The sequence below is a fragment of the Streptomyces pseudogriseolus genome, assembly GCA_002154585.1.
Taxonomy (GTDB): Bacteria; Actinomycetota; Actinomycetes; order Streptomycetales; family Streptomycetaceae; genus Streptomyces; species Streptomyces pseudogriseolus.
The window spans coordinates 1-425 of record MUNG01000695.1 but is presented as its reverse complement, the minus strand read 5'-3'; the positions used below and the strand labels follow the sequence as shown (position 1 = coordinate 425).

At 75.2% G+C, this 425-nt stretch carries 1 pseudogene; it reads right to left on the bottom strand.

The features are described from left to right. Positions 1–345: pseudogene (locus CCN29_RS36715) on the bottom strand (squalene--hopene cyclase); the annotation flags it as partial. Positions 346–425: the final 80 nt, after the last annotated feature.

Sequence of the window (425 nt, the reverse complement as noted above, 5' to 3'; positions counted from 1 at the left end):
CCGCACCACCTGCTCGCCGAGCATCCAGTCGGCCGCCTTGACCAGTTGCGGATGGTCGGCGGGCACGCCCGCGTCGGCCAGCGCGATCGTGGCCAGGCAGGTGTCCCACACCGGGGACTGGCACGCCTCGATCATCCGGGCGCCGTCCTCGCGCCACACGGCGAACCGGTCCAGGGACTCCAGACCGGCGNNGTCGTAGCCGAGCAGGTGCAGGGCGATGACCGAGTACACGGCCGGGGGCTGGATGCCGCCCCAGCAGCCGTCGTTCTCCTGCCGTTCGATGATCCAGCGGGCGGCGGTGTTCATCGCGGCCCGGCGCAGCCGGCGCGGGACGGCCCGGCGCAGCGCGTGCAGGCCCTTGTCCAGCCGCTGGAAGGCGCCGTCCCAGGTGCGGGCCGGGGCGAGCGGCCGGGCGGGGTTGGGGT